At 65.3% G+C, this 24856-nt stretch carries 25 protein-coding genes and 1 pseudogene; 17 read left to right on the top strand and 9 right to left on the bottom strand.

Annotated elements, in window-relative coordinates:
- Nucleotides 1-77 precede the first annotated feature (77 nt).
- Nucleotides 78-1502: an FAD-binding oxidoreductase gene (locus ACVWW6_RS18595; RefSeq protein WP_404521365.1), complete on the bottom strand. Its 1425-nt coding sequence runs from the start codon at nucleotides 1500-1502 to the stop codon at nucleotides 78-80.
- 85 nt (nucleotides 1503-1587) lie between these two features.
- Here ACVWW6_RS18595 and ACVWW6_RS18590 point away from each other — a divergent pair, with 85 nt between their 5' ends.
- Nucleotides 1588-2094, top strand: coding sequence for a thioesterase family protein (locus ACVWW6_RS18590; RefSeq protein ID WP_456681202.1), 507 nt, complete (start codon nucleotides 1588-1590; stop codon nucleotides 2092-2094).
- Between the two features lie 4 nt (nucleotides 2095-2098).
- Here ACVWW6_RS18590 and ACVWW6_RS18585 read toward each other — a convergent pair whose 3' ends face one another.
- On the bottom strand, nucleotides 2099-2272 hold the full coding sequence (locus ACVWW6_RS18585; protein ID WP_011089300.1) for a DUF1328 domain-containing protein: 174 nt from the start codon (nucleotides 2270-2272) through the stop codon (nucleotides 2099-2101).
- A 237-nt stretch (nucleotides 2273-2509) separates the two neighbouring features.
- On the opposite strand from ACVWW6_RS18585, the gene ACVWW6_RS18580 reads away from it, so the two are divergent.
- The 7 genes from ACVWW6_RS18580 to ACVWW6_RS18550 all read left to right on the top strand — a co-directional run bounded on the left by ACVWW6_RS18580 (nucleotide 2510) and on the right by ACVWW6_RS18550 (nucleotide 10313).
- Nucleotides 2510-5104 (top strand): ATP-dependent helicase, encoded by a 2595-nt coding sequence (locus ACVWW6_RS18580; protein ID WP_456681201.1) that lies wholly within the window; start codon nucleotides 2510-2512, stop codon nucleotides 5102-5104.
- 94 nt (nucleotides 5105-5198) lie between these two features.
- On the top strand, nucleotides 5199-5615 hold the full coding sequence (locus tag ACVWW6_RS18575) for a hypothetical protein (protein WP_271551310.1): 417 nt from the start codon (nucleotides 5199-5201) through the stop codon (nucleotides 5613-5615).
- A complete protein-coding gene (locus tag ACVWW6_RS18570) occupies nucleotides 5615-6286 on the top strand; it encodes an OmpA family protein (protein ID WP_038966451.1) in 672 nt (223 codons plus the stop codon). The genes ACVWW6_RS18575 and ACVWW6_RS18570 overlap by 1 nt, the downstream gene beginning before the upstream one ends.
- Before the next feature lie 174 nt (nucleotides 6287-6460).
- Complete coding sequence (locus ACVWW6_RS18565; RefSeq protein WP_028176215.1) at nucleotides 6461-6979, top strand: Mpo1 family 2-hydroxy fatty acid dioxygenase; 519 nt, start codon at nucleotides 6461-6463, stop codon at nucleotides 6977-6979.
- A gap of 29 nt (nucleotides 6980-7008) precedes the next feature.
- A complete protein-coding gene (locus ACVWW6_RS18560) occupies nucleotides 7009-8040 on the top strand; it encodes an NAD-dependent epimerase/dehydratase family protein (RefSeq protein WP_011089304.1) in 1032 nt (343 codons plus the stop codon).
- A gap of 27 nt (nucleotides 8041-8067) precedes the next feature.
- Nucleotides 8068-8694, top strand: a complete 627-nt coding sequence (locus ACVWW6_RS18555; protein WP_011089305.1) for a methyltransferase family protein — start codon at nucleotides 8068-8070, stop codon at nucleotides 8692-8694.
- A gap of 314 nt (nucleotides 8695-9008) precedes the next feature.
- A complete protein-coding gene (locus ACVWW6_RS18550; protein WP_456681200.1) occupies nucleotides 9009-10313 on the top strand; it encodes a PQQ-dependent sugar dehydrogenase in 1305 nt (434 codons plus the stop codon).
- A gap of 4 nt (nucleotides 10314-10317) precedes the next feature.
- Here the strand turns inward: ACVWW6_RS18550 and ACVWW6_RS18545 are convergent, their stop codons facing one another.
- Complete coding sequence (locus ACVWW6_RS18545; RefSeq protein WP_456681199.1) at nucleotides 10318-11142, bottom strand: aspartate dehydrogenase; 825 nt, start codon at nucleotides 11140-11142, stop codon at nucleotides 10318-10320.
- A gap of 38 nt (nucleotides 11143-11180) precedes the next feature.
- Nucleotides 11181-12098 (bottom strand): LysR substrate-binding domain-containing protein, encoded by a 918-nt coding sequence (locus ACVWW6_RS18540; RefSeq protein ID WP_456681198.1) that lies wholly within the window; start codon nucleotides 12096-12098, stop codon nucleotides 11181-11183.
- A 156-nt stretch (nucleotides 12099-12254) separates the two neighbouring features.
- Between ACVWW6_RS18540 and ACVWW6_RS18535 the strand changes: the two genes are divergently transcribed.
- The 5 genes from ACVWW6_RS18535 to ACVWW6_RS18515 all read left to right on the top strand — a co-directional run bounded on the left by ACVWW6_RS18535 (nucleotide 12255) and on the right by ACVWW6_RS18515 (nucleotide 16094).
- On the top strand, nucleotides 12255-13553 hold the full coding sequence (locus ACVWW6_RS18535; RefSeq protein ID WP_342714388.1) for an MFS transporter: 1299 nt from the start codon (nucleotides 12255-12257) through the stop codon (nucleotides 13551-13553).
- A 21-nt stretch (nucleotides 13554-13574) separates the two neighbouring features.
- Complete coding sequence (locus ACVWW6_RS18530; RefSeq protein WP_456681197.1) at nucleotides 13575-14648, top strand: tartrate dehydrogenase; 1074 nt, start codon at nucleotides 13575-13577, stop codon at nucleotides 14646-14648.
- A 284-nt stretch (nucleotides 14649-14932) separates the two neighbouring features.
- Nucleotides 14933-15388 (top strand): Hsp20 family protein, encoded by a 456-nt coding sequence (locus ACVWW6_RS18525; protein WP_110117081.1) that lies wholly within the window; start codon nucleotides 14933-14935, stop codon nucleotides 15386-15388.
- 119 nt (nucleotides 15389-15507) lie between these two features.
- Entirely contained in the window at nucleotides 15508-15825 is a 318-nt protein-coding gene (locus tag ACVWW6_RS18520; RefSeq protein ID WP_161533711.1) for a hypothetical protein, read from the top strand.
- Nucleotides 15826-15851: 26 nt separating this feature from the next.
- The gene (locus tag ACVWW6_RS18515) at nucleotides 15852-16094 is read left to right on the top strand and encodes a hypothetical protein (protein ID WP_063623038.1); all 243 of its coding nucleotides are present in this window, start codon (nucleotides 15852-15854) and stop codon (nucleotides 16092-16094) included.
- 340 nt (nucleotides 16095-16434) lie between these two features.
- Here ACVWW6_RS18515 and ACVWW6_RS18510 read toward each other — a convergent pair whose 3' ends face one another.
- On the bottom strand, nucleotides 16435-17370 hold the full coding sequence (locus ACVWW6_RS18510; RefSeq protein WP_456681196.1) for a LysM peptidoglycan-binding domain-containing protein: 936 nt from the start codon (nucleotides 17368-17370) through the stop codon (nucleotides 16435-16437).
- A 181-nt stretch (nucleotides 17371-17551) separates the two neighbouring features.
- A complete protein-coding gene (locus tag ACVWW6_RS18505) occupies nucleotides 17552-18172 on the bottom strand; it encodes a CGNR zinc finger domain-containing protein (RefSeq protein ID WP_456681195.1) in 621 nt (206 codons plus the stop codon).
- Nucleotides 18173-18313: 141 nt separating this feature from the next.
- Between ACVWW6_RS18505 and ACVWW6_RS18500 the strand changes: the two genes are divergently transcribed.
- Nucleotides 18314-19165, top strand: coding sequence for an alpha/beta fold hydrolase (locus tag ACVWW6_RS18500; RefSeq protein WP_456681194.1), 852 nt, complete (start codon nucleotides 18314-18316; stop codon nucleotides 19163-19165).
- Nucleotides 19166-19286: 121 nt separating this feature from the next.
- Here ACVWW6_RS18500 and ACVWW6_RS18495 read toward each other — a convergent pair whose 3' ends face one another.
- The gene (locus tag ACVWW6_RS18495) at nucleotides 19287-20000 is read right to left on the bottom strand and encodes a hypothetical protein (RefSeq protein ID WP_028176226.1); all 714 of its coding nucleotides are present in this window, start codon (nucleotides 19998-20000) and stop codon (nucleotides 19287-19289) included.
- A 287-nt stretch (nucleotides 20001-20287) separates the two neighbouring features.
- Between ACVWW6_RS18495 and ACVWW6_RS18490 the strand changes: the two genes are divergently transcribed.
- The gene (locus tag ACVWW6_RS18490) at nucleotides 20288-21211 is read left to right on the top strand and encodes an ABC transporter ATP-binding protein (protein ID WP_011089318.1); all 924 of its coding nucleotides are present in this window, start codon (nucleotides 20288-20290) and stop codon (nucleotides 21209-21211) included.
- Nucleotides 21208-21970: pseudogene (locus ACVWW6_RS18485) on the top strand (ABC transporter permease). Before ACVWW6_RS18490 ends, ACVWW6_RS18485 begins: the two are co-directional and overlap by 4 nt.
- Nucleotides 21971-22083: 113 nt before the next feature.
- On the opposite strand, the gene ACVWW6_RS18480 reads toward ACVWW6_RS18485, so the two are convergent.
- The gene (locus ACVWW6_RS18480; protein ID WP_161533706.1) at nucleotides 22084-22407 is read right to left on the bottom strand and encodes a hypothetical protein; all 324 of its coding nucleotides are present in this window, start codon (nucleotides 22405-22407) and stop codon (nucleotides 22084-22086) included.
- Nucleotides 22408-22734: 327 nt separating this feature from the next.
- On the opposite strand from ACVWW6_RS18480, the gene ACVWW6_RS18475 reads away from it, so the two are divergent.
- The gene (locus tag ACVWW6_RS18475; protein ID WP_038966441.1) at nucleotides 22735-23514 is read left to right on the top strand and encodes a L,D-transpeptidase; all 780 of its coding nucleotides are present in this window, start codon (nucleotides 22735-22737) and stop codon (nucleotides 23512-23514) included.
- A 17-nt stretch (nucleotides 23515-23531) separates the two neighbouring features.
- Here the strand turns inward: ACVWW6_RS18475 and ACVWW6_RS18470 are convergent, their stop codons facing one another.
- On the bottom strand, nucleotides 23532-24794 hold the full coding sequence (locus ACVWW6_RS18470; protein ID WP_038966440.1) for a hypothetical protein: 1263 nt from the start codon (nucleotides 24792-24794) through the stop codon (nucleotides 23532-23534).
- Between the last annotated feature and the right edge of the window lie 62 nt (nucleotides 24795-24856).

Raw genomic sequence — 24856 nt, 5'->3', positions numbered from 1 at the left:
GAGGCATCGGAAGTTGACGGGAATTGGAACCAGCCTGGCGGCCGAAAGTTCCGCGACCGCGACGCAGCAGGCGCGCGCTACGCCTCCGGCACGATCTTGCCGGGATTGAAGATATTCAGCGGGTCGAGCGCCTGTTTCAGCGCCCGCATCGCGTCGAGCGCCTCGGGGCCAAGCTCGGCCTTGAGATATTTCTGCTTGCCCTGGCCGATGCCGTGCTCGCCGGTGCAGGTGCCGTCCATCGCCTGCGCGCGCTCGACCAGACGATGCATGAACTCCTCGCCGCGCGCCATCTCGCCCGCATCGTTGGTGTCGCAGACCAGCGAGCAGTGGAAATTGCCGTCGCCGACATGGCCAACGATCGGCGATAGCAGATTGAGGCGCTTGAGATCTTCCTCGGTCTCGCTGACGCAATCGGCCAGCCGCGAGATCGGCACGCAGACGTCGGTTGCGACCACGCCGACGCTGTCGCCGGGCCGCAGCGCCTTGACGGACCAATAGGCATCGTGCCGGGCCTGCCACAGCTTGGTGCGATCCTCCGGCTTGGTGGTCCAGGAGAAGTCGCCGCCGCCGCATTCCTTTGCGATCTCGCCGAAGGCCTTGGACTGCTCGGCGACCTCGATCTCGCTGCCGTGGAATTCCATCAGCAGCAGCGGCGTCTCCGGCAGCGTCAGCTTGGAATAGGCGTTGCAGGCCTTCACCTGCGCGGCGTTGAGCAGCTCGATGCGCGCAACGGGAATGCCGGTCTGGATCGCCAGGATCACGGCCTGACACGCCCCATGCACCGTCTCGAACGACACCGCGCCGGCCGCGATGGTCTCGGGGATGCCGCGCAGGCGGATGGTCAGTTCCGAGATGATGCCGAGCGTGCCCTCGGCGCCGACGAACAAATGCGTCAGGTCGTAGCCGGCGGATGATTTCTTGGCGCGTGTGCCTGTCGTGATGATCTCGCCGTCGCCGCGCACCACCTTCAGCGCCAGCACGCTGTCGCGCATGGTGCCGTAGCGCACCGCATTGGTGCCGGAGGCGCGCGTCGAGGCCATGCCGCCGAGCGAAGCGTCCGCGCCGGGATCGATCGGGAAGAACAGGCCCTGGTCGCGCAGATGCTCGTTGAGCGCCTTGCGGGTGACGCCGGGCTGGATCACGCAGTCGAGATCCTCGGCGTGCACCGCGAGCACCTTGTTCATGTCGCGCAGGTCGATCGAGATGCCGCCGGCGGGTGCATTGACCTGGCCCTCCAGCGAGGTGCCGGTGCCGAAGGCGATCACGGGCACGCGGTTCCTGGCGCAGATGCGCACCACGTCCTGGATGTCGGCGGTCTCCTGCGCCATCACCACGCCGTCGGGCGGCTGGTTGGGAATCCATGTGGTGGTATGGCCGTGCTGCTCGCGGACGGCCTGCGAGGTGATGAGGCGGTTGCCGAAGCGTGCGGCAAGCTGCTCCAGTGCGCTCGCGAGGGCTTTCGGCTCCGGCCGCGGCGGATTATTGGTGATAGTCGTACCCACGGAAATTCCTCCGACAGAAGAACCGTGGCAAAGGACATCTAACCGGTCAAGTCAAGCGACCGGACGCATAGCTGGGGAAGGACACATGCCGGAGAGTGCCACTGCTGCGCCCAAGGCCGAGCCGTTCAGCGCCTCGATCATGCAGATCGAGCCGCAATGGATCGACTATAACGGCCATCTCAACATGGCCTATTACAACGTGATGTTCGACCGGGCGATCGACGAGTTCTGGCTCGAGCTCGGCATCGGTCCTACTTACAAGAAAGAACGTCACGGCTCGACCTTCACCGCCGAATGCCATGTGCGCTACCTGCGCGAGATCCATCTCGGCGATCCCGTGCGGATCCTGGTGTGGCTGCTGGAGGCCGACGACAAGCGGCTGCATACGTTCGAGGAGATGAGGCACGCCACCGCAGGCTGGCTGTCCGCGACGTCCGAAAACATGTCGCTGCACATGGACATGAAGGCGCGGCGCGTTGCGGCGTTTCCGCCCGATATCCAGCAGCGCATCGCGGGCATCGCCAGGGCCCACAGCACCTTGGCCCGGCCCGAGGGCATCGGCCGGAGCGTGGCGATGCCCTCGAAGCGTTAGGCGCCTATATCCTGGTGCGGCCGCGGGCGAGGCCGACCACGGCCGAAACCAGGAACAGCACGACCGCGATGAAGAAGATGATCTTGGCGATTTCGATCGAAGCGCCGGCGATGCCGCCAAAGCCCAGGATACCGGCGATCAGTGCGATAACCAGAAACGTCACAACCCAGCCAAGCATGGTCAAATCCTCGTCTTGATGTTTGTCTGCGTCGGCGCGGCTGGCCGCGCCACCTGTCCAGACAATCTCGACGCGGGAACGATGGTTCCTGCCCACGCTAGGCGGAAATTCGCAGGGTCGGAGGAACAAATCGCCCCCCCGCGTACGTGGAAAACCCTGCACCGCCGCCCCATATAGGGACCAATCCCTGTTATGAAGGCTCCCTCCCGTCACCCCGCGGTGCCATCGTGGGGCCAAATGATTCGCATGACCGAGCCGAGCAAGATCACAAGCGTCCCCGACCACCAGCCCGCAGCCGGCGGCATCGCCGCGCGTGCGCGCGCCTCGGTAGGCCCGAAATATCTGTCCGGGCTCAATCCCGAGCAGCGCGATGCAGTGGAGACGCTGGACGGCCCGGTCCTGGTGCTGGCCGGCGCCGGCACCGGCAAGACGCGCGTGCTGACCACGCGCATCGCCCACATCCTGAGCCAGGGCCGCGCCCGCCCCGCCGAGATCCTGTCGGTGACCTTCACCAACAAGGCCGCGCGCGAGATGAAGCACCGGCTCGGCCAGATGCTCGGCCACGCCGTCGAAGGCATGCCGTGGCTCGGCACCTTCCACTCGATCGGCGGCCGCATCCTGCGCACCCATGCCGAGCTGGCGCAGCTCAAGTCGAACTTCACCGTGCTCGATGTCGACGACCAGGTCCGGCTGCTGAAGCAGCTGCTTCAGGCCGAGAACATCGACGACAAGCGCTGGCCGGCGCGCATGCTGGCCGGCCTGATCGACGGCTGGAAGAACCGCGGCCTGACGCCGTCGCAGGTGCCCTCAGGCGAAGCCGCTGTCTTCGCCAACGGCAAGGGCGGCAAGCTCTATGCGAGCTATCAGGAGCGGCTGAAGATCCTGAACGCCGCCGATTTCGGCGACCTGCTGCTGGAGAACATCCGCATCTTCCGCGAGCACCCGGATATCCTGCGGCAGTACCAGCAGCGCTTCAAATACATCCTGGTGGACGAATATCAGGACACCAACGTCGCGCAATATCTGTGGCTGCGGCTTTTGTCGCAGGCGCCGGCGGCGACCAAGGCCGTCATTCCGGGGCGGCTCGAAGAGCCGAACCCGGAATCCGGAGATGAGTCCACAGTTCGAGATTCCGGGTTCGATGCTCCGCATCGCCCCGGAATGACGGAGCAAGCGGCCGGCACGCCGACAGCCACGCCTCACGTCAAAAACATCTGCTGCGTCGGCGACGACGACCAGTCGATCTATGGTTGGCGCGGCGCCGAGGTCGACAACATCCTGCGCTTCGACCACGATTTCCCCGGCGCCAAGGTCATTCGCCTCGAACGCAATTACCGCTCGACCGGCCACATCCTCGCCGCCGCCTCGCATTTGATCGCGCACAACGAAGGCCGGCTTGGCAAGACGCTGCGCACCGAGGACCAGGACGGCGAGAAGGTCACGGTGACAGGCTCGTGGGATTCTGAGGAGGAAGCGCGCGGCATCGGCGAGGAGATCGAGCAGATCCAGCGCCAGGGCGAGAAGCTGAACGAGATCGCGATCCTGGTGCGCGCGTCCTACCAGATGCGCGAGTTCGAAGACCGTTTCGTCACGCTCGGCCTGCCCTATCGCGTGATCGGCGGCCCGCGCTTCTACGAGCGCGCCGAAATCCGCGACGCGCTGGCTTATCTTCGCGTCATCAACTCGCCGGCCGACGATCTCGCCTTCGAGCGCATCGTCAACACGCCCAAGCGCGGCCTCGGCGATGCCACCGTGCAGATGCTGCACGACCACGCCCGTAAGCGCCGCATTCCGCTGTTCGAGGCGGCGCGTGCGGTGGTCGAGACCGACGAGCTGAAGCCGAAGGCGCGCGGCTCCTTGCGCGACCTCGTCGCCCAGTTCGACCGCTGGCGCGCCCAGCGCGAAGTCACCGCGCATACCGACCTCGCCCAGATCGTGCTCGACGAGAGCGGCTACACCGAGATGTGGCAGAAGGACCGCTCGGCGGACGCCGCGGGCCGGCTCGAGAACCTCAAGGAGCTGGTGCGCTCCATGGAGGAGTTCGAGAACCTGCAAGGGTTCCTCGAGCACATCTCGCTGGTGATGGACCGCGACGGCGGCGCCGAGGAGGATGCGGTGTCGCTGATGACGCTGCATTCGGCCAAGGGCCTCGAATTCGACAACGTGTTCCTGCCGGGCTGGGAGGAAGGCCTGTTCCCGAGCCAGCGTACGCTGGACGAACAGGGCCGCGCCGGCCTCGAGGAAGAACGCCGGCTCGGCCATGTCGGCATCACCCGCGCCCGCCGCCGAGCCATGATCTATTTTGCGACCAACCGGCGCATCCATGGCACCTGGACGACCACGATCCCGTCGCGCTTCCTCGACGAATTGCCGGCGGCCAATGTCGAGATCACGGAATCCAAGGGTGGCTCGGCCTGGGGCGGAACCGGCGGCTACGGCGCCTCCCGCTTCGACGACATGGAGGCGTTCGGCTCCAGCTATACGACGCCGGGCTGGCAGCGGGCGCAGGCCAACCGCAACCGGGGCGGCGGCCGCACCGGCGCCGGCGGCCACGGCAGCTTCGAGGAAGAGGCCGCGACGTTCTCGTCCTCCTCGTCCTCCGGCCCCGATTTCGGCAGCTTCTCCTCGCGCCGGCGCGGGCCGATGACGATCGAGGGCGAACTGGTCGCCAAATCCACCGGCACGACCTCGGAATTCGCGCTCTCCGACCGCGTCTTCCACCAGAAATTCGGCTACGGCCGCGTCACCAAGATCGACGGCAACAAGCTCACCATCGCCTTCGACAAGGCCGGCGAGAAGAAGGTCGTGGACAGTTTCGTGCAGCGGGCGTGAGCAGGCCTTGCGGTGTTGCGGCGGCGTTACGCCGCCGCGTTTCTTCCCACCACGCCCCTTGACCACCGCGAACTTCCCCGTATCAGATGCGCCCATGGTCCGGGGCTCCATCACATTGATCGTGCTGGCATTGGTTATGCCGTCGCTTGCGGCGGCGGAGACCATGAGCTTTGGCGATTCGATCGGGCTGCTGGCCAAGAGCTGCGGCGCGGAAATCGTCGCCAATTGCCGCGGCGTCAATCCGGACTCGACCCGGCTGAAGGAGTGTCTGTCCCGCAACCGGGATGTGCTCTCCCAGCAATGCCAGAGCGACTATCTCGGCGCCTTCGACGCCATCCAGAAGCGCGTCGCCGCACGCGTCACGGTGGCGAACGCCTGCCAGCGCGAGATCGTCAAGGTCTGCGGCGGCTCGACCAAGGAGACCAGCAAGTCGATCCCCTGCCTGGTCTCGACGCCCAAGGGCATCAGCAACAACTGCCTGAAGGCCGTGGACGACGCGGGGTATCGATGATGCGCGCGAAGGGGCTCACCACCGCCGGACTAGGCATCGCGCTCGGCATGGCTTTGCTCGCGGGCGCAGCCAGCGCCCAGACGACGCCGCCGACCCGTGACGACATCGTCGGCAAGCTGAACCATTTCGAAGAGGCCGCCGAAATCGACCTTCCCGCGCTGAAGCAGCAGGTGATGGAGCGCGCCAAGGCGAGGATCAAGAACGATCCGGGTCCGGTGAACCGGCCGCCGATCGCGCCGGATCTCGCCAAGCTGCCCGCCTTCAACGCGCAGATCCAGTTCGACGCCGACACGCCGATCATCCAGCCGGCGTCCTACCAGACCGTCGGCCGCATCGCGGATGCGCTGGTTCATGCCTCGCTGCTGCCCTACACCTTCCTGATCGTCGGCCATGTCGAATCCAACGCGAAGACGCGCGAGGCCAACGCGATCCTGAGCCAGCGCCGGGCGGACGCGATCCGCGACGTGCTGGTGAACACGTTCAAGATCTCGACCAAGCGGCTGCATCCGATCGGCCTCGGCGAGGAGCAGTTTCTCGACCGCGCCAAGCCGACCTCGGCCGCCAACGGCCAGCTGCAAATCCTGACCTTTGCCAAGGTACCGGAGGAGGCACCCGCGCATCCGGCTGCGGCACCTGCGCCTGCGGCGAAAAAGCCCGCCAAGAAGCGCTGACGAGGCGCGCCTCGACGCCTGACGGAACCCATTGAAGTCCTGACCGTTTTGTGACCTGTTTCACAGTGCGACAGCACGGTTTTGCGCGACAATAGTGCCGGTTTGTGCACTGCCCTATCAGGTGCTATAGGCTCTGGTTCGTCCTTCCCCAACCCTGTGCTGCATGAGACCAAGATGGGTGGCTTGTTCCAACGCCAACTTGCCGTTTACGTCGAGTACCATCGCGATCCCCGGAATACGGCGATGCACGTGGTCGGCATCCTCTTGCTGTTCACGGGCGCCGTGCTACCGCTGACGTTGGTGAAGGTGCCGCTGTTCGGAACGGAACTCAGCCTGGCGGTCATCCTGGCATTGCCGGTTCTGATCTATTGGCTGATGCTCGACATGGCGCTCGGGGTCGGCATTCTGGCCGTCTCCGTCGTGCTGTTTTCGATCGCGACGACCATTTCGACGCAAGTCAGCACCATGACGATGTGGGCGATTTTCGCCACGCTGGTCGTGCTCGGCCTCGCCGCGCAGACCATCGGCCACAAGGTTTTTGAGGGGCGCGAAGCCTCGTTATTCACGTTTCCGTCGCATCTTTTGCTGGGACCGATGTTTGTCATGGCAAAATTATTCATTGCACTGGGCTTCCGTCGCGACCTTGCCGCGATTCTGGCGCCTCTTCCGACCAATTCCCTTTCAACCCGATAGCTCTAGAAGCGAAACAGCAAACCTTCTTCATGGCTCTCGTACTGGTTACCGGTGGCAGCGGCTTCATCGGACATCATCTCGTAGAATCGCTCCGCGCCCGTGGGCAGCGGGTGCGTGTTCTCGATGTCCGGCCGCCGGCCGCCGCCAATACCGACGTCGACTATGTTCACGGCTCGGTGCTGGACGGCGCCGCGGTCGATGCCGCGCTGGCCGGCGTCGATCAGGTCTATCACCTCGCCGGCCTGCCCGGCATGTGGGTTGCCAACAAGCAGGACTTTCACGACGTCAATTTCCGCGGCACCGAGGTCGTGCTGGCGGCTGCGATGAAGCGCGGCGTGTCGCGCTTCCTGCACTGCTCGACGGAATCGATCCTGTTCCCCTATACCGACCTCGACGGCGCTCCAGCCGAAGAGGCGCTCCAGCCGGCCGACGCGATGCCCGGCGCCTATACGCGGTCGAAGTCGCTCGCCGAGCATCACGCCGCGAAGGCCGCGGCCAGTGGCTTTCCGCTCGTGATCGGCACGCCGACCATGCCGATCGGAGTTGCCGACCACAACCTGACGCCGCCGACGGCGATGCTCTGGTACTTCCTCCAGAAGAAAGTGCAGCCGCACCTCAACTTCCTGGTCAATCTCGTCGATGTCCGCGACGTCGCCATGGGCCTCGTGCTGACCATGGAGCGCGGCCGCATCGGCCAGCGCTACATCCTCGGCGGCGACTGCGTCCCGCTCGGCCGCATCCTGCGGATGATGTCGGCGATGAGCGGCCGCCGCCAGTTCCCGATCGTCGTGCCTGGCAAGATCGCTGAGCTCTCCGGCATCATGCTCGAATATCTATCCGACAACTTCACGCGCCGGCCGCCCAACGGCACCGCCGAGGGCGTGCGCATTGCGCTCGCCGCGAGCGATCTCTCGATCGGCAAGGCGCGAACCGAGCTCGGCTACTCGCCGCGCCCGATCGAGCCGGTCCTGCGCGAAACCATCACCCATCTGCTCGCCCGCGGCGGCGTGCAGCCCTCCGGCGCCATCAAGCAACACGCGCTCTCCTCGCGCGCTGGCTAAAGCCGCCGCCTAACGCAAAGAACCTTCATGTCCTTCGATTTCAGCAAGCTTCTCTCTGTCGCCTGGGGTGGCTGGACCACGACCTGGCCGACGCAACTGCTCGCCCTGATCTGGCTCGCCTGGCTCGCCAGCTGGGTCGGCGCCTCGTTCTGGCAGGGCCGCACGCAAAAGCAGGTGATGACCCTGGAGTCCGGCCGCTATCGCATCCCGATCCTGGTCGGCGGCATCCTGTTCACGCCGTGGACCGCCGAAGTGCTCGGTGAGAAGCCGCTCTGGGTGTTCAGCAACACCGGCGTCTACATCGTCGCGCTGATCGTGCTCGCCGGCATCTCCTTCACCTGGTGGGGACGGCTGCATCTCGGAAAATTCTGGTCCAACACCATCACCCACAAGGAAGACCACCGCGTCATCGATACCGGCCCGTACGGCATCGTGCGTCATCCGATCTACACCGGCCTGATCGCCGGCATGCTGGCGACCGGCATCGCGGTCGGGACGGTGACCGCGATCCTCGGCGCGATCCTGATCTCGCTCGGCATGTGGCAGAAGGGGCGGATGGAAGAGGTGTTCCTGTCGAAGGAGCTCGGCGAGGACGCCTACGGCGCCTATTGCCGCCGCGTGCCGATGATCATCCCGTTCCTGTCGCCGCGGTGATGTAACAAGCCCGCCATATCCTCCGATGTCGTCTTGGCGAAAGCCAGGACGACGTTGAGGAGGCAGCGTGCGCCACTGCATCGGCGCCTGCATCCTTGCCATGCAAATTCGGCGTGCTGCCATCCGCGCCATAAACGTCCCGATCCGAGCCCGCATAGGTTGACCTTTTTACCGCCACCCAGTTGGATGCGCGCGCAATGAGGCACGACGACATCCATGGTTGACCTGGAGAGGTCGACGATCAGGCCTGGGCCCGCGCGGGGCCTGGAGCAATCCGGCGTTGGACTGTGCCGCAGGTTCGACAGGGGCTTCTCATGACCTTTTCCAGCATTTTTGCGCAGTTCGTTGCGCTTCTCGGCGGCATTGCTCTGCAATGGCGGAAGCTGTCCGGCACAGAGCCTGCGCCCGCATGGGGCCAGACGCCCGCCATTCCCGAGGCAAAGCCGCAAGGCGCGATCCCGACGCTGAAGATGCCGACCGCCCGCGGCTGGAGCGAGGGCCAGAAGCCGACCATCGCGCCCGGGCTCAAGGTCAATGCGTTCGCAACCGGCCTCGACCATCCGCGCTGGATCGAGGTGCTGCCCAATGGCGACGTGCTGATCGCGGAAGCGACCCAGATCGCGGGGCCGCCGCGATCCGTGTTTCACTACGCGATGCAGGCGACGATGCGGCGCGCCGCCGCGCTCGGCGTTTCCGCCAACCGCATCACGCTGCTGCGCGACAAGGACGGCGACGGCGTCGCCGAAGTTCGCGGCGCCTTCATGGAGAACCTCAGCCAGCCGTTCGGCATGGCGCTGGTCGGCGACACCTTCTATGTCGGCAACACCGACGGCGTGATGGCCTTCCCCTATGTCGCCAATGCCGACCGCATCACTGCGCCGGGCAAGCGGCTCACCACGTTCAAGCCGAGCGGCCACTGGACGCGCAGCCTGCTCGCCAGTCCCGACGGCAGGAAGCTCTATGCCGGCGTCGGCTCGCTCAGCAACATCGCCGAGATGGGCATGGAGGTCGAGGAAGGCCGCGCCGCGGTCTATGAGCTCGACCTCGCCGCCGGCACGCATCGCATTTTTGGTGCCGGCCTGCGCAACCCGGTGGGCCTTGCCTGGGAGCCGACGACCGGCGTGCTCTGGACCGTCGTCAACGAGCGCGACGGGCTCGGCGACGAGACGCCGCCGGACTATCTCACCTCGGTGCGCGATGGCGGCTTCTATGGCTGGCCCTATTGCTACTGGGGCAAGACGGTGGACGACCGCGTGCCGCAGGATCCGGCAATGGTCGCCAAGGCGATTCAACCGGACTATGCGCTGGGCGGCCACACCGCTTCGCTCGGCCTGTGCTGGATGCCATCAGGCACCCTGCCCGGCTTCCCCGACGGCATGGTGATCGGCCAGCACGGCTCGTGGAATCGCAGCAAGCTGTCCGGCTACAAGCTGGTGTTCATCCCGTTCGAGAACGGCAAGCCCTCCGGCCCCGGTCGCGACATCCTGTCGGGCTTCCTGTCCCCGGACGAGAAGGAATCCTACGGCCGCCCGGTTGGCGTCGTGATCGGCCCCGACAAGAAATCGCTGCTGATGGCCGACGACGTCGGCAACGTGATCTGGCGCGTCACCGGCGCGTAAAGGTTTACGTCCCGACACAGAGCGTGGCGCGCTGCTTGCGCAGCAGCGCGATCACCGACAGCGCCGTGATCAGCCCGGTCTTGGGATTTTCGGACGGGATGTTCTCGATCGACATCGAGAAGCGCGCCGAATCCGCCTCGACCTCGATGCGGTGAACGTTGCGCGTGACGGTCGGATCGGCCCAGATCTGCACGGAGGTGCGATCAGGCCCGACACCCGCGAGCGACAGCGCGACTGCGACGTTGAGATTGGCCGGGAAGCCTTTTGCGGCCTCGCGCGCCGTGCCCTCGAACAGCTTTAGCGGCTCGCGCAGCGTGTCGATGTCGATGTTGTTGTGAACGATGAAGGGCGCACCCTTCAGCCCGTCGATCGGCTTGCGCGTCACCATCTTCACCGAATGAATGGTGCCGATCGCAGCAGCGTTGACGGCATCGAGCCCGATCAGCGCGCCGGTCGGCACGATGATGCGGCCGCCATTGGCACGGGCGAGATCGACGAGATCGAAATTGTCGAGCAGCCCGCCGACGCTGACGACGACAGCGGCCTTGCCGCGCTTCACTGCCGGCTCGACGATCGCGCGCAGCTGGCTGCTCGGTGCGCACTCGACCACGATGTCGGCGGCTTCACCGAGCTGGTCGCTCGGCAGAACCTGCGGCGGGCGACGCAGGCCGTTGAGAAATGCCTGATGCTTGGCGGGATCGCGCACGGCGACGGCGGACAGTGTCAGCCCCTCGATGCCCTGATCGAGCGCGGCCGCGATCTTGGTGCCGATCGAGCCCAGGCCTGCGATGGCCACCCGCAATTCGCTCGAATCTGTCTGATCGGTCATCACCTTCCACCTTCTATCCACGCCAATGTCATAGCCCCTCAGGCCTCGCGCGCATAGCTGCGCAGGCGGGCCTCGAGCACCGCCAGCATCGCATCGCGGGCCGGATCGCGCGAGCCGCGCAGCCAGGCGGCGGCGAGCGGCAGCCGGCCGACCGGTCCGCTCTGCTTCGGCCGGAGCGGCACGAAGCGCACGCCTGACACCGCCATGCGCGTGGTCCAGCGCGGCACGATCGCCACCCCAAGCTTCGTTGCCACCAGATGGATGATGGTCTGCTTCTCGTCGGCGACCTGGACGATGCGCGGCGTCAGCCCCGCCTGCTCGAACAATTTGATGGTGAGGTCGTGGCTGTGCGGCCGCGAGCGGCGGTCCGGCACCAGCATGGCCTCGTCGGCGATCTGCGCCAGCGTGATCGACTTGCGCTCCGCGAGCGCGTGGCGCTGCGGGAACGCCACGATGGCGGTCTCCTGGAGCAGATCGCGGAATTCGAGCCGCTTGTCCGCGCTGTCGGGCGGGCGGACGAAAGCGAGATCGAGCGCGCCGGTCAAAATCTTCGGCAGCAGCCGGACCGTCTTGTCCTCCAGAAGCTGCACCGCGATGTCGGGATGCTTGTCGCGAAAATCGCGCAGCAGCGGCGGCAGCAATCCCGCCGCCGCGCTGTCGATGGCGCCGACCCGCAGCCGCCGGGCGGCCCCGGCACGCGAACGGCTGCGCAGATTATTCTCGACCGCCTCGACCTTGGCGAGGATGGCGCGGGCATCGCGCAAAAGCGTCGCACCGTCTTCGGTGAGCGACACCGCGCGCGTGGTCCGCGCGAACAGCCGCGTGCCCAGGTCCTCTTCCAGCAGCCTGATCTGGCGCCCGAGCGCAGACGGCAGCATCTGGAGCTGCTGCGCCGCATGGCCGAAATGCAACTGCTCGGCCGCCGCCACGAAGCATCGAAGCTGATGCAATTCCATCCAGGGTCCTCTCGCCTCTCCTCGCGAGGATTATATCATTTTTTTGTATAAACCAGCGCCAATTGAGTCCCCCCTTTCCTCCCGACTACGCTCGTTGCCGGCATGGACCTCCGGGCCCGCCGACACAACAACAAGCCGGAACTTGAGGAGGCCAGGGTGGCGAGCGAGATTCAGACGCGCGTGCTGCGCAAGATCACCTGGCGCATCGTTCCCTTCATCATGCTGCTCTACTTCGTGGCCTTCATCGACCGCGTCAATATCGGCTTCGCCTCGCTGACGATGAACAAGGACATCGGCCTGTCGCCCGCGGTCTACGGCTTCGGCGCCGGCATCTTCTTCTGGGGTTATTTCCTGTTCGAGGTGCCCTCCAACATCATCCTGCACAAGATCGGTGCGCGGATCTGGATCGCGCGGGTGATGATCACCTGGGGCATCGTGTCGGCGGCGATGGCGTTCGTGCAGGGGCCGACCGGCTTCTACATCCTGCGCTTCCTGCTCGGCGTCGCCGAAGCCGGCTTCTTTCCCGGCATCATCCTCTACCTCTCCTACTGGTTCCCGGCGCGCCAGCGCGCCGCGGTGACCGCGCTGTTCATGGCGGCAGCGCCGCTCTCCACCGTGCTGGGCTCGCCGATATCAGGTGCGCTGCTGGAGATGGACGGCCTGCTCGGCTTCAAGGGCTGGCAATGGCTGTTCGTGCTGGAGGCGCTGCCGGCCGTGCTGCTCGGCTTCGTCGTGCTCGGCTTCCTGACCGACCGCCCCGAGAAGGCGAAATGGCTCACTGATGACGAGCGCCGCTGGCTGGTCGAGACCATGAACGCGGAGACCACCAGCAAGGCCGCAACCGCGAGCCACAGCATCTGGCGCGGGCTTGCCGATCCGCGCGTGCTGGCGCTGGCGCTGATCTATTTCGGCACCTCGGCCGGCCTCTACACGCTCGGCGTCTGGGCGCCGCAGATCATCAAGCAGTTCGGGCTGTCCTCGCTCCAGGTCGGCTTCCTCAATGCATTGCCGGCGACCGCCGCGGTCGTCGCCATGATCCTGTGGGCGCGGCATTCGGACCGCACCGGCGAGCGGACCTGGCACGTGGTGTGGGCTTGCCTGATTGCGGCCGCCGGGCTCGCCTATGCCGGGCTTGCGGCCGGCGTCGTCGCCGTGCTGGTTGCGCTCGCGCTCGTCAACATCGGCATCTCCTCGGCAAAACCGCCGCTGTGGAGCATGCCGACGCTGTTCCTGTCCGGTCCCGCGGCCGCGGCCGGCATCGCCACGATCAACTCGATCGGCAATCTCGGCGGCTTCGTCGGGCCCGCCATGATCGGTTGGATCAAGGACCAGACCGGCAGCTTCGTCGGCGGGCTCTACTTCGTCGCCGGCCTGCTCGTTCTCTCCGCGGTCCTCACCCTGCTATTGTCGCGCGCGCAGACCGCGCCCGCCGAACCCGTCCCGCAATCCCACTGATCTCTCAAACGGAGCATTTCCATGCGCACCCATTCGATTGCCGCAATTCCCGCCGACGGCATCGGCCCCGAGGTCATCTCGGCCGGCGTCCGCGTGCTGGAGGCGCTGGCCAGGCGCAGCGGCGACCTCGCCTTCAACGTCAAGACCTTCGACTGGGGCTCGGACTACTACAAGAAGCACGGCGTGATGATGCCGGCCGACGGCCTCACGGAGCTGAAGAAGTTCGACGCGATCTATTTCGGCGCGGTCGGCGCCCCCGACGTGCCCGATCACATCACGCTGTGGGGCCTGCGCCTGCCGATCTGCCAGGGCTTTGACCAATACGCCAATGTGCGGCCGACCAAGATCCTGCCCGGCGTCGCCTCGCCGCTGCGCAATGTCGGCGTCGGCGATCTCGACTGGGTGATCGTGCGCGAGAACTCCGAAGGCGAATATGCCGGCATGGGCGGCCGCGCGCACAGAGGTTTGCCGGAAGAGGTCGGCACCGAAGTCGCCGTCTTCACCCGCGTCGGCGTGACGCGGATCATGCGCTACGCATTCCAGCTCGCGCAGTCGCGTCCGCGCAAGTTCCTAACCGTCGTGACCAAGTCGAACGCGCAGCGCCATGGCATGGTGATGTGGGACGAGATCGCGGCCGAGGTCGCCGGCGAATTCCCCGATGTGACCTGGGACAAGATGCTGGTCGACGCCATGACGGTGCGCATGACGCTGCATCCGAAGAGCCTCGACACCATCGTGGCGACCAACCTGCACGCCGACATCCTCTCCGACCTTGCCGGCGCGCTGGCGGGAAGCCTCGGTGTCGCGCCGACCGGCAACATCGACCCGCAACGCCGCTTCCCGTCGATGTTCGAGCCGATCCACGGCTCGGCCTTCGATATCACCGGCAAGGGCATCGCGAACCCCGTCGCGACCTTCTGGACCGGCGCGCAGATGCTCGAGCATCTCGGCGAGAAGGACGCCGCGTCACGGCTGATGACGGCCGTCGAGCGCGTCTGCGCGGCCGGCGTGCTGACGCCCGATGTCGGCGGCAAGGCGACGACGAAGGAGGTGACCGACGCCGTCATCGACGCGATCCACGGTTCGAACGTGTAGTGGGTTCAGCAACGCCGGCGCGGCGACCATGGTGGGCTCCGACGGCGTTGCCGGCGGCGCCCGGCGCCTGACCTTGGTCGCAGGCACGACCACCTCCCTCCGCGAGGCGCGGGAGGGTCCAAAAATTTTAGCCCCCCTCTTGAAACCGAAACTGCGTTTTTTTATTTTTCCGTTGCCGCCGAGAGGTGGCGTCCCCGACGCCTCATGGGTCGGGAACGACTGAGACGGGCACCGGTCGTGTCCGGTGCCGCTCGTATCCATTTTGCTCCTTGGAGGATTTGGCTATGCGCACTTACGACTTCTCTCCCCTGTGGCGTTCGACCATTGGCTTCGACCGCCTTTTCGACCTCGTTGAAACGGCACAGCGTGCCGGCGAGGATAATTATCCCCCCTACAACATCGAACGCGTCAGCGAGGATCGCTACCAGATTTCGCTCGCGATCGCGGGCTTTTCGCCCGACGAGGTCTCCGTGACTGCAGAGCAGAATGCGGTGATCGTCGAGGGAAACAAGGCGGACAAGGCCGAACGCGAGTATCTCTACCGGGGCATTTCCGCGCGGCCCTTCAAGCGGCAGTTCAACCTGGCAGACTATGTTCAGGTGCAGAGCGCCGCGTTCGAGAACGGTCTGCTCAAGATCGAACTGATCCGGGAGATTCCTGAAGCCATGAAGCCGCGGCGAATTGCCATCAAAGGCGCGCCGTCCGGCACCGTGCATCAGATCGAGGGCAAAGCCGCCTGATTTTCGTTTGTCGAGGGCTTGGTGATCCCGCCTGATCGTCGGGCGGGACCGACCGTGGCCTTCGACCGCGCCCCCCAATGCAAACAGAGGTTTTAGCGAAAGGAGAAGGAGGACCTCTCATGATCGATCATGCTGACAACATCATCGACCTGAACGCAATACTGCACCCCGGCTCTGTCTATGCTCATCCCCGCGACGTCGTCGAGGATCCGGCTCTGTCGATCGGCGAGAAGCGAGCGATCCTCGCGTCCTGGGCTTCAGACGCCGCCAGCGTTGCCTCAAACCCGGCGCTGAGAGAACTGCCGGGCTCGGACAAGCCCGTCACCATCGACGAGATTCTGGACGCGCTTGCGATGCTGGACCACCATCCAAAGGGTCCTCCGGGCGGCAAGCCGGTCCGCACGCGGTCCATCTTGCGAACCGGTCTCGCAGCCTAGGCAACGGCCGCTCAAGGGGGATTGCGATGATGATTGATGAAGAGCTGGCCTTGTTGCGCGCACACCGCAACAACATCGGCCGTTACCAACGATTGCTCAAGACCGAACTGACGGAGGTCGAGCGGCGGTTCATTGAAAGGCGCCTGTCCGAGGAGCGTTCCGCGATCGAAAAGCTTGCAGCCTCTGCGTTTCCTCTCACGCTTCGAGCTCCAAAGAGGACGATCGGGAAGGCAACCCTGCTCATGACGCAAGCTGACACGGCGAATTGAAATGCCCGATAACCTCCCCACCTTCGAAATGTTCTTGAGAAGATATGGCCGAAGGACATGGCGCTGGCGTGTCTGCACGACCGAAGGTCACCTCGTCATGCACGGGTCCGAAAATAGCCGGCCTGCGGCGAAATATGCGGCGGAAAGGGCATTGTTTCTGATGCTTCTCGCCGCGCCCTATCGCCCGGCGAGCCAGGCTTCCGCCATGGCTCGCTCGTCCTTGGCGACACCAGCACCAAGATGGCTGCCGCGGCAGCGGTTGCGTGAATGACAAGGCAACACACGGAATGGCGCTCGGCGTCAGGCCACGTCCGTCCCGGCGATCTCCGCTGCTAACCGCTTACCGCCGCGCCGGAGGCGGCGGCGTCGCCAGCGCTGTCGTCGGCTCGGGCGGCGTCAGATGGCGCGGGACGACGATGGACTGGCCGGGCGTGAGGGTCGCGTTCTCTGCAAGCGAGTTGCTCTGCGCGATCGACCACAGCGGCACGCGATTGGCTGCGGCGATGCTCTCCATGGTGTCGCCGCGGCGTACCGGCACCCGCACGCCGGAGTCCCACAATTCCACCAGCGTATTCGCCGGCACGAGATAGCGCAGCGGCACGGCATCGCCCTGGGCCTGCGCGGGAATGCGCGGCAACTGCGTCACCATCTCGACGATCTGGCGATGGATGTCGTCGGACTTCTCGATGTTGATGTGCGAGACGCGGCTGTTCTCCTTGAGATCGTAGCTCGCGTAATGGCCGCGATAGCCGGGCACTGCCACGACATCGCCGCCGCCGAGCACGCTGTCGGACAGGAAGATGTTGATGAAGCGCTCGACATTGAGCGGCACGTCGCCGGTCGCATGGGCGGGATCGATAGCGATGACGAGGCTGATCGGGATGTTCTCCTTGGCCGCCATCTCGGAGATGACGACCGAGCACAGCCCGCCCATGGAGTGACCGATTAGCACGATCGGCGCCGGCGTTTCCTTGTAGCTGGAGATGGCACGATCGCCGATCCATCGGCAGATGGTGAATTCGTAGACATCGGCGGAAAAGCCGGCCTTCGTCAGCTTCTCGCCGAGCCGGTCCATGCCGGTCGAGAAGATCGGCCCCATGGCGCCACGGAACAGGTAGATCTTCGGCGGCGGCAGCGGCTCGGCCGGCGGAGGCGGCGGCGCAACGGGCGCGGCCGCGGCAGGCTTTGACTTGGCGGGTGAGGCAACGGCCGCACCGGTGCTCAAGGCGAGCAGCGCAACCGCTGCCAGCACGAGGATTCGCCTTGGATCAAGCATCAGTCCAGCAGTCCCACCACGGAAGGCAAACGCCGTCCCCCGGTTGCTTAGTGACCACCGATTGGGTGGAATTTGGGGCACGGAACGCGGTCGCGACACGCGGTCCCCCCATCAGGAACCCGTGATAAGCCGGGGACGCGCCCCAACAAGGCAGCACGAAGCCACCACCTGCCTGCCCTCGTCACTGCCTGCTCTTGAGCCGATTGCGGTGTGCGGCCTGCTTGGCGCGGTTGCCGCAGACCGCCATGATGCACCATCGCCGCGCGCGCCTGCGGGTGTGGTCGGCGAACAGCATCGTGCAGTTGTGGCCCTCGCACGCCTTCACGTCGGAAAAGTCCTCGTCGCAGACGAACGTGGCCAAGGCCTCGCCGACCGGCAGCAGCAGGGATTCGGCCGAGCGCCAGCGCCGCTTCGTTTGCAGCTTCAGAACGCCGCCAACATCACCGTGTCCCGGCTCGATCTGGCGGAATGACTCCTCGCGCTCCAGCAGGCCGTTCAACGGACCGAGTTCGCGCAATGCATCCGCCGTGAGCGGCCGGCCGGCATGCTCCAGAACGAAACCACGAAACCATTCGCGCAGGGCACGCGCCCGATCCGCGACCTCATCCAGCTCACCCGGCGCCGCGCGCGCCTTCAGTGCGTGCAGTTCATCCGCCGGCACCAGCTTCGCCCGCTCCAGCCAGTCGATCAGGCCATCGCCATCGTCGATCCAATCGACGGGCGTATCGACCGGCGTCGCCACCGAATTCAGGAAATCAAGGCCAAGCGAGTCGGCGATGAACATGGCGGGTGGGCGGTCCATGAGCGGTCCTTGGCCGGTCTGAAGAGGCAGGCAGAAGTAACCTGATAAACACCAATTGACAAGTTACTCACCAACGAAGTAACCCTATTAATGACATTTAACAGGTTACTCTAACAGGTTACTCGGACACGGAGACTGGCTATGGCACCGACCACCTATCGCACCGCAGACGTCGATGGCTTCAAGGTGTTCTATCGGGAGGCCGGCACTGCTGGCGCGCCAAAGCTCCTGCTGCTGCACGGCTTCCCGAGCGCCGGCCACATGTTCCGCGATCTGATCCCGCTGCTCGCGGACAGGTTCCACATCGTGGCACCTGACCTGCCCGGCTTCGGCCAATCCGACATGCCCTCGCGCGAAACCTTCCGCTACACGTTCGACAACATCGCTAAGGTGATCGAACGCTTCACCGAGGTGATCGGCTTCGATCGTTTCGCGGTCTACGTCTTCGACTATGGCGCGCCGACCGGCTTCCGGCTCGCGCTGAATCACCCCGAACGGATCACGGCGATCATCTCGCAGAACGGCAATGCCTATGAGGACGGTCTCAGCGACGGCTGGACTCCGATAAAAGCCTATTGGCAAGATCCTTCGCCCGCCAACCGTGAGGCGCTGCGCGGCTTGCTCACGCCGGACGCGACGCGTTGGCAGTACACGCACGGTGTCCCCAATCCGTCCCTGGTGTCGCCGGACGGGCAGAACCTCGACAATTTCTACCTGGCTCGACCGGGCTCGGACGACGTGCAACTCGACCTGTTCGGCGACTACAGGAGCAACGTCGCGCTCTATCCGTCATTCCAGGACTATTTCCGCACCTACAAACCACCGTTCCTGGCCGTCTGGGGCAAGAACGATCCGTTCTTCATCCCGCCCGGCGCCGAGGCGTTCAAGCGCGACAATCCCAACGCAGTGGTTCAGTTCTTCGACACCGGACATTTCGCGCTGGAAACCCACGCGAGGGAAATCGCGGAGAGCATTCGCGCGTTCTTGGTGTGACGATGTGAGCGCGCCATGACGCGCGTCCGCTCACTTCCGCTCTTCGCGATCTCTGAGCTTGCGGGTCAATGCAGAGAGACAGCAGCGCGGTCGAACAACACGGCTCGCCGCGCAAAGCTCCTCAGTTCCGCGGCGCCGTCGCCGCCGCCGAGCGCGCCTGCCGGGGTGCGCCGGGCTCGGCGACCGGAGCCGGCGCGCGCGAGCGCATGATCGCGGCGTCGATCTCGGCGATCACGCGGCGCTGGATCGCCTCGTTCTTGTCGATCGAAATGTGGCCGACGCCGGTGCCGCGCACGTCGACATTGTCGAGCTTGCCGCGCAGGCCGGCCGCGGGCCGCACCGGCTCGCCGGGACCATCGCCGATATAGATGTTGATGTAGCGTTCGGCGCCGGTCGAGAGCCTGGTCTTGAACACGGAATCGAGGCCGATCGCGAGCTTCACGGGCACGCCGAGCTGGTTGAGCTTGGCGATCATGTCCGGCAGCGCGGTCGCGCCCGAGGAATGGCCGACCAGGATGATGGTCTTGATGCGGCCGGCCCTGTAGGCGGTCGCAGCTTCATTGGCGAGTGAGGACCAGGAGACGAAGTTCGCGACCGTCACCGGGATGCCCTGCGCCTCGAGCCGGGCGCCGATGGTATCGAGCCCGAGCGAGAAGATGTTGAGCACGCCACGGAGCAGGTAGACATGCGTGGTCGCCGCCGCGGCCTGGCTCGGCGCCGCCCTTGCGGTGGTCGGGCTCATGGCGACAGCTGACAGCAGGAGCAGGCACATCGCCCACACACGGATGGCGGGCAATTGGCTGGCGCCGGCGGTGTGACGGCCGTTCGGTCTCATCGATGGTTTCCCTGGGGACAATACGCTTTGCGATTGGCCGGAATCGTAGCCACGGCCTGCTCGCAGACGCAACAAAGAGCCGCGTGAGCGACAATCTTAGCAGCAAGCCGTGACCATCGCGCAACACTTGCCCGAAACCTGCCACCGAAGGGCCTGTTTTGAGACCATTTTTCTGCGGCCAATTGCGACCGGGCAATGGCATTCCTATCTCAGGGCACCGCTGACCGGCCCGCCTGGGCGGGTTCCAGCTCCATTCCCCAGCCTTTCCCCTCAGACTTGCGGCCATCATGTCTTCCATCATTTCCGTCGCCAATTTGTCGAAGACCTATGGGTCCGGCTTCAAGGCGCTCAAGAACGTCAATCTGGATATCAAGCGCGGCGAGATCTTCGCCCTGCTCGGGCCGAACGGCGCCGGCAAGACCACGCTGATCTCGATCATCTGCGGCATCGCCAATCCGAGCGAGGGCCGCGTTCTCGTCGGCGGCGAGGACATCCAGACCTCCTACCGCAAGGCGCGCTCGCTGATCGGCCTGGTGCCGCAGGAACTCCACACCGACGCCTTCGAGAGCGTCTGGGCGACCGTGAGCTTCTCCCGCGGCCTGTTCGGCAAGCCGAAGAACCCAGCCCATATCGAGAAGGTGCTCAAGGACCTCTCGCTGTGGGACAAGAAGGACAGCAAGATCATCACACTCTCCGGCGGCATGAAGCGCCGCGTGATGATCGCCAAGGCACTGTCGCACGAGCCGCAGATCCTGTTCCTGGACGAGCCCACCGCCGGCGTCGACGTCGAGCTGCGCAAGGGCATGTGGGAGGTGGTGCGCACGCTCCAGCAGTCCGGCGTCACCATCATCCTCACCACGCACTACATCGAGGAAGCCGAGGAGATGGCCGATCGCATCGGCGTCATCAACAAGGGCGAGATCGTGCTGGTCGAGGACAAGGCGACCTTGATGCAGAAGCTCGGCAAGAAGCGGCTGACGCTGCATTTGCAGAACAAGATCTCCGCGCTGCCGGAGAGCCTTGGCCATTACGAGCTCGACCTCTGCGATTCCGGCGCGACGCTGGTCTACGACTACGACACCAAGGGCGAGCGCACCGGCATCACCAGCCTGCTGAGCGACCTCCGCACCGCCGGCATCCGCTTCAACGATCTCGACACGACGCAATCGTCGCTCGAGGACATCTTCGTCGACCTCGTGAGGACGTCATGAATCACCGCGCCATCCGCGCCATCTATCTGTTCGAAATGGCGCGCACCTGGCGCACGCTGCTGCAAAGCATCGTCTCGCCGGTGGTCTCCACCTCGCTCTATTTCGTGGTGTTCGGCGCCGCGATCGGCTCGCGCATCAGCCAGGTCGAGGGCGTCAGCTACGGCACCTTCATCGTGCCGGGCCTGATCATGCTCTCGGTGCTGACGCAGAGCATCGCCAACGCCTCGTTCGGCATCTACTTCCCGAAATTCACCGGCACGATCTACGAGATCCTGTCGGCGCCGATCTCCTATTTCGAGATCGTACTCGGCTATGTCGGCGCCGCCGCGACCAAGTCGATCATCCTCGGCCTGATCATCCTGGCCACCGCCGGGCTCTTCGTTCCATTGCATATCCACCCATCCGGTCTGGATGCTGGCCTTCCTGGTGCTGACGGCGGTGACGTTCAGCCTGTTCGGCTTCATCATCGGCATCTGGGCCGACGGGTTCGAGAAGCTGCAGATGATCCCGATGCTGGTGGTGACGCCGCTGACCTTCCTCGGCGGCAGCTTCTATTCCATCGACATGCTGCCACCCACCTGGCGCACGGTGGCGCTGCTCAACCCGGTCGTCTATCTGATCTCCGGCTTCCGCTGGAGCTTCTACGAGATCGCCGATGTGAGTGTGGCCGTCAGCATCTGCATGACGACGGCGTTCCTGGTGATCTGCCTGGTCGCGATCTGGTGGATTTTCCGCACCGGGTACCGGCTGAAGAATTGACCCCTGTCGTCATTCCGGGGCGTGCGAAGCACGAGCCCGGAATCCATTGTGCGACAGAGCTGGTGGATGAATGGATTCCGGGCTCGCGACTTCGTCGCGCCCCGGAATGACAATCACCGATAGCAATGGAAGCGGTGATAGCCGTCATAATACCCGCGGCAGTGACGGTAGTGACGGTGGGGAATGCCCAGCACGCCCTCGACCGCGCCCACGGCGCCGCCGACACCGGCGCCGACCGCGCCCCCGACCACACCGCCCACCGGGCCGGCAATGCGGTTGCCTTCATGGGCGCCTTCCTGGGCACCGCGCACGATGCCCTGGGCATGGCCGGCTTGCGGCAGCGATAACAGCGCGAGCAGGATGGCAGCGGCTGCGAAAAGCAGGCGGACTGGTAAACCGGCCGGCAATTGCGCAGCGGCGATACGGACTTTGTTCATCTTCGATCCCAAGGGAAATACAAGAGGTCAACGGCGGCGAAAACCGCCTGTCAGGTAGGCCATGTTCAACGCCCGGAGCGGCCAAATGGTTGCGCCTTTGTGACGAATTGTCGGCGTCGTGAACGCATCTCCGCTCGCGAAAATGTCAGCATCGCCGCGGGCGGCGCGGCACAAAGCGGCCTTGCTTACATCAGGCATCACGTTAACGATGGCCGGGCCGGCTGCTGGAACGAAAGCCGGATTGCAGGCATAGTGCACGCCGGGGGACGGAGAGCCGCGGCGCTTAGCGTGAACAGGCCGGAGGCCAGAACTCAAATGCGTTTTCAGATGCGTTCGTTTTTCATTACTTTCACCTCCCTGCTGCTTTTGAGCGCGGGCACCGCGCAGGCCAAGGTCGAAATCACCATCGACAAGGACAATCAGCAGATGACCGTCGCCGTCGACGGCGTCGCGCGCTATCACTGGCCGGTGTCGACGGGCATTCCCTCGCGCGAGACGCCGAACGGAGCGTTCCGCACCTTCCGCATGGAAGAGGACCACTACTCCAAGGAATTCGACGACGCGCCGATGCCGCACGCGATCTTTTTCACCAAGGTCGGGCACGCCATTCACGGCACCGACTCGGTCGGCCGTCTCGGCACGCCGGCATCCCATGGCTGCGTGCGGCTGTCGCGCCAGAACGCATCGACGCTCTATGCGCTGGTGCAGCAGCAGGGCGTGCTCAACACCACGGTGACGCTGACCGGCTCGGCGCAGGTGGCGCTGGCGCGCAATCCGCGCGGCCGCACCAACAATGCGGTGGCACGCGCACCGCAGCCTGCGGAAGAGCAGTACGCCACATCAGGCGATCCCGTGAATCTGACGCCGCCGGCGCAGCCCGCCCGCCGCTACATGCCGCAGGACGACAATTACATCTACCCTGCCGACGGCAGCGACACCGGTGCGCGCTATCCGGCGCCGCGTCCGGCCAGCCGCCCGCTCTATGACGCGCAGGTCTATCAGCAGCAGCCGCAGCAATATTACAATCAGGGCTACGGCCAGCAGGGCTACTATCAGCCACAGCCCCGCCAGTACTACCAGCCGCGCGGCTACTACTATCAGAACTGACGCTACCTGAACTGACGCTATCTGAACGCGGCGTCGCCGCGTTCGACGATCTTTCGCGCAGCATCGACGAAAGCGCGGGCGACCGGCTCGAGGATCTCGGGGCCGGTCGCGCCGAGATCGTCCGACGGCGTGTGGAACGTGCGATGGCGGCCGGCCATGCCGAGGAAATTGGGATAGCCCGCCGCGTGCACGTCGCGCAGCTCGCCGACCGCCTGCTTCTCCGTCACCAGACGTTTTGCCGCGACCCCGGCGAAGGCCTCGTCCGTCAGCGCAACGGCGGATTTGCTCAGCACGAGATAGCGCTCTTCCTCCGGCCGCTCGGTGCGGGCGCCTTCCGCAAAGCCATAGCACGCGTTCGACGAACCGAAATGGATCCACGCCAGCGTGTCCTTCGGCGCCGGCGCGCCGTGCTTCAGGAACAGCTCCATGCCGCCGTGACCGATTTCATGGCCTGCGGTGGCGATGAAGACGAGATGCGCCGGCCATTTTTCGGCAGCGACGGTGCGCGCCAGCGCGAGGAAGTTGGCGATGCCGGGGCCACGCTCGCAGACGCAAGAGTACCAGCCGGTCATCGGCGTCGAGACGACGATGGTCGGCCCGCGGCCGGCGCCGGTCTCGGCGATCACGTTGCGGCCGGCGACATCGCGCTCATAATGCCCTTTGACGTCGAAGGTGACGGGTTCGCCCGAGGCGATTGCGCGCTCGAATGTCGCGCGCGACCTGGCACCGACCACCATCACCGGCACCGGCCAGGGCGCATCCTCCTGCGTGACGTTGTAGGCGAAACGATCGTCCGCGGGATTGCCGATCGTCAGCAGGATGGCCGCCGGCTTCCTCGCCGCCGCTTCCGCGATCGCGTCGCGATGGGCGGGGCCGAGATAGGCGCCGCGATCGAATGGCAGCTCCAGCCAGAGGATCTTGCCGGCAACGTCACCGTCGCGCGCAAGCAGCGCGGACAGATGGAAGCTGGCCTTGTCTTCCGGCGGCCACCAGAATGGCGTCGCCTCGATGCTCGTGCCGCTCGCCTCGGCGCTGGCCTGCTCGACGACATATTGCCGGCCGAGCACGACGGGCTGGAAGCTGACCTCGAACCCGGCCTGCTTCATCTCGCCGGCAATCCAGTCCGCCGTCGCGCGGTCGCCGGGCGAGCCGAAGCGGTGCAGGCCGAAGGATTCGTAGCGCGCGACGTCCGCATAGAGGCTCGCGCCCGAAAGCACATCCTTGGCTGCCGCCTGCCCGACCATGAGAACCGCCATCGTTGCGATGAAGATAAGCCGCATATGAATCGTCCCCGGACCGATCCTTTTTTTGGAGGGCCAGTTTCGGCCTTCCACGGCCTCCG

Source organism: Bradyrhizobium sp. USDA 3311, from assembly GCF_054062495.1.
Note: the sequence above shows the minus strand (reverse complement) of the source record. Positions and strands in the feature narration are given on the sequence as shown.